Raw genomic sequence first — 3,401 nt, 5'->3', positions numbered from 1 at the left:
ACGCAGGACGTCCTGAACTGCGCTGCAGCAGCACCATTTGATCACGTTCAAGGATTGGAACTTGATCCGTGATATTTGTTTTGGCACAGGCTTCGATATCCGCCTGGAATCCGGACTTGCACATCTTTTTCCCGTTGCTGGTGGATAGCAGTGTATCGTATAACGTATTTTGGGCTTGTAAAAAGCATCCTCGCATAGCTAAACCGAAATCATTGGTTGCTATCTGTTTCTCCCCTAGAGCTAAGACCAGCTCTTCAAGAATATGGCCGGCACAAAGTCCATCCTCTAAGGAGAAGACGTCCTGTGTCCCTGCGCATAGAATGACAGTGTCTCTCTTGAAGGCTACCGCGGCCGCTGCACAAGCTTTGCTGTTTAAAAAAGAACCTGCTAACACTTGATCAGCTTTTATCGCTTTTTGAATGCCTCTAGTACCATTCGTTGTTGTTAGGATCACTCGCTTGCCTTGAACAGTTTCCTTGGTATATTCCAATGGTGAATTACCGAAATCGAAACCGGGGATTTTCTTGCAAAAACGTTCCCCTCCAAGCAGATCACCTTCTTGTTGCAGTTCTTTGGCCCTCAGAACGGTATCCACTGGAACGATGGCTTTGCAACCGTTAATCAATGCGGTGATGATCGTGCTAGTTGCACGGATAACATCAACGACTATGACGGTTTTATGAAGAAAATCGTCACTTCTTGCTTCGCCGATGTTGGCGACAACCTCGATATGCATCTTTTATTCCTTTCTGGTACCTAAGGACAACGTATCGGAACGCAGTCCTCTGCGCAATGCTTCCAAAGCAATAAGCTCATCCGGTGAGATATTGCCCAAATGGATATCGGTTCCAAGCATGCTAATCAAATGCACCTGTTGACTTTTGAGCGGCGCTTCCCACAGAAGCCGCTGCCCTGGAACGGCGGAGAGCACTTGCCCAACTTCCTCATCCTTGCATTTCCCCTGAGAATCGAAGATCCCAACACCCATCCCAGATTCACGAGCTTCAATGGTTACTAGTGAAGCTCCGAATTCTGTGTCTAACATGACGGTTTCGATTAATTCCTCTAATTCGATTGCAGAACCCCAACCCTTTTTGCCATATTCGGTAATAACCTCTAATCCTTCATCTAGCCCGCGCGCTATCAACTCATTTCTGAGTTTACGGTCGAATTCAATGGTACCATTGGATATTTCAACACCGTTAAATCCGAGTGCAACAATCATGTCGAAATAGGAATCTACAGCATGTTGTGTGATTGCAACTTCTAGAAAAGTGCCTCCTGGATAGATACAAATGCCATTTTCTTTGGCGGAGTTGATTTTACTTTTCAGCACATGCTGCGGATACAGAGGAGACGTGCCGAAGCCGAGTTTAATCATATCCACATGACTGCTGCCAGCGACAAGTAAATCTTCAAATGCATTTGGCCCTAAGCCTTTATCCATTACCATTGTTTTACCCAGCGTTCTGGGTTTGGCCTGCCTTTGTCCTGTGGGGTCGGCCAGAACGGGATTCCAGTTCAAATAAGAGGTAGCTTCCATCGGTATTTCTCCTCACTGTCCTTCGAAGGTTCAATTATGTGGTATGGAGATCATAGCAGCCATTGTAATGCTCAGACTGGCAACGGTGGAGAAAGCGCTGCTAGTGAACTCTACGCTCGCTCTAGTAGGTCCTCTAGTACTACTAGCTACTACGACGATAGGTTTGGTAGGGATAGCAGAGAAACTTTCCTACGGCAAGATGCTCTGGGTCATTGCGGGAGTAAGCTGTCTATTCATTGGTATTTTAAAAAAGTAATCGGTCATATTTCTTTCTATTAAGCATAGAAATGAATATAGAAGACTGGACAACTTGGAGGGATGTCTCTCTATGCACGATACGATCATGCACATTCTTCCTCAGACGCTTCGGACTCTACTCTCCGGTTTGCCGCCGGACGTACAAGCTAGCGTTGAGGAAATTAGGGTGAGAGAATCACGGCCCTTCGAGCTAATCTGGGGGGACGGGTACGCTTTCATTGATGAKAGAGGTCAATTAGTGACGGGGGAAGAACGGGCGTACAAGCCAACCCGTCAAGATTGTCTGACCTTGCTGGAGATGCTGACGAACCATTCCATGTACACCCATGAAGAGGAACTGCGAAGAGGTTATATCACCATCGCTGGCGGCCATCGAGTAGGACTAGCCGGGCGTACGGTATTAGATCAAGGAGATGTCAAACAGATTCGAGATGTTAGCTCTTTCAACATTCGAATTGCACGCGAGATTCAAGGTGTAGGCAGGCAGGTGCTGCCGCATCTCTTCGACCCGATTCTGAGGAGCATCCATCACACGCTCGTTATATCACCACCGCAGCAAGGGAAGACAACCCTGATCCGTGACATGGCGAGGCTCATCAGCCGCGGAGAGTGGGGCGTGAATGGGCTGGGTACAGCAGGCAAGAAGGTAGGCGTAGTCGATGAACGATCGGAACTGGCGGCATGTGTCAAGGGAGTTCCTAGATTCGATCTAGGGCCGAGAACAGATGTCATGGATGGTTGTCCAAAAGCGGAAGGCATGATGATGATGATCCGATCATTATCGCCGGATGTGCTGGTCGTCGATGAAATCGGCCGGCCAGAGGATGCAGGAGCGATCCACGAGGCTGTTCACACGGGGATTCGCGTCGTAGCAACCGCGCATGGCGCTGATTATGAGGATGTCCGCATGAGGCCTGTGCTGAAGCAGCTTTTGGAAGAGGGTGTATTTACGAGATATGTCATCTTGCATCGAAGAAAAGGCGAGCCTGCTGGATTTCGCATATTGGATCGGCTGGGTAAGCCGTTGGAACTCTATCCTGCACGTAAAGGATGATGAAAGATGCTGAAATTCGTTGGCGGCGTACTCATTATCAGTGCCGCCACCTTGTATGGCTTTCTGCAAGCTGCTCATTATGTTAGGCGACCTAAACAAATCCGGCTGCTGATCTCAGCACTTGGACGCATGGAGACAGAAATCACATACGCCCTTACACCACTGCCTGAAGCATTCTCCTCGCTTGGCAAACAAGTTGCGGAACCTCTTTCCTCCTTGTTTCGATTAACTTCGGAGCGGTTGTTGGCGAATGACGGGACATCTACTCGTGACATTTGGCATAGAAGCGTTAAGGACGTATGGGGAAGAACATCGATGAAGCAAGCCGAGCAAGAGGTTATCCTGCAGCTTGGATCTGTGCTGGKGGTGACGGATCGCAGCGATCAAATCAAGCATTTGCGGCTCGCTATCTCTCAGCTTCAGGCAGAAGAAACCGAGTCTAGGGAAGATCAGCGCCGTTACGAGAAAATGTGGAAAAGCCTAGGTGTCCTTATCGGAGCATTAATCGTAATTTTGATGTATTAAGGGAAGCAGGGGACTTGTCCT

5 protein-coding genes are annotated in these 3,401 nt (G+C 48.5%); 3 read left to right on the top strand and 2 right to left on the bottom strand.

Annotation, left to right across the window (positions count from 1 at the left end; all coding sequences use genetic code 11):
• Positions 1-736: 2-phosphosulfolactate phosphatase (locus tag AC1DUA_RS35485; protein WP_477504209.1), on the bottom strand; the 736-nt coding region annotated here is incomplete at its 3' end.
• A gap of 3 nt (positions 737-739) precedes the next feature.
• A complete protein-coding gene (gene comA, locus AC1DUA_RS35480; protein ID WP_477504208.1) occupies positions 740-1,543 on the bottom strand; it encodes a phosphosulfolactate synthase in 804 nt (267 codons plus the stop codon).
• Positions 1,544-1,586: 43 nt separating this feature from the next.
• Between comA and AC1DUA_RS35475 the strand changes: the two genes are divergently transcribed.
• From AC1DUA_RS35475 to spoIIIAB, 3 genes are all read left to right on the top strand, one after another.
• The gene (locus AC1DUA_RS35475) at positions 1,587-1,799 is read left to right on the top strand and encodes a YqhV family protein (protein ID WP_477504207.1); all 213 of its coding nucleotides are present in this window, start codon (positions 1,587-1,589) and stop codon (positions 1,797-1,799) included.
• 72 nt (positions 1,800-1,871) lie between these two features.
• A complete protein-coding gene (gene spoIIIAA / locus AC1DUA_RS35470; protein WP_477504206.1) occupies positions 1,872-2,855 on the top strand; it encodes a stage III sporulation protein AA in 984 nt (327 codons plus the stop codon).
• A gap of 6 nt (positions 2,856-2,861) precedes the next feature.
• On the top strand, positions 2,862-3,380 hold the full coding sequence (spoIIIAB, locus tag AC1DUA_RS35465) for a stage III sporulation protein SpoIIIAB (protein WP_477504205.1): 519 nt from the start codon (positions 2,862-2,864) through the stop codon (positions 3,378-3,380).
• Positions 3,381-3,401: the final 21 nt, after the last annotated feature.

The sequence above is a fragment of the Paenibacillus sp. 01T422 genome (assembly GCF_056398785.1).
The sequence above is the reverse complement of the archived record's forward strand: the minus strand, read 5'-3'. Positions and strand labels throughout refer to the sequence as shown.

Bases quoted from the DNA above. Each gene is read 5' to 3' on its own strand.
- comA (WP_477504208.1), bottom strand. From the start codon at position 1,543: ATGGAAGCTACCTCTTATTTGAACTGGAATCCCGTTCTGGCCGACCCC.
- AC1DUA_RS35475 (WP_477504207.1), top strand. From the start codon at position 1,587: ATGGAGATCATAGCAGCCATTGTAATGCTCAGACTGGCAACGGTGGAG.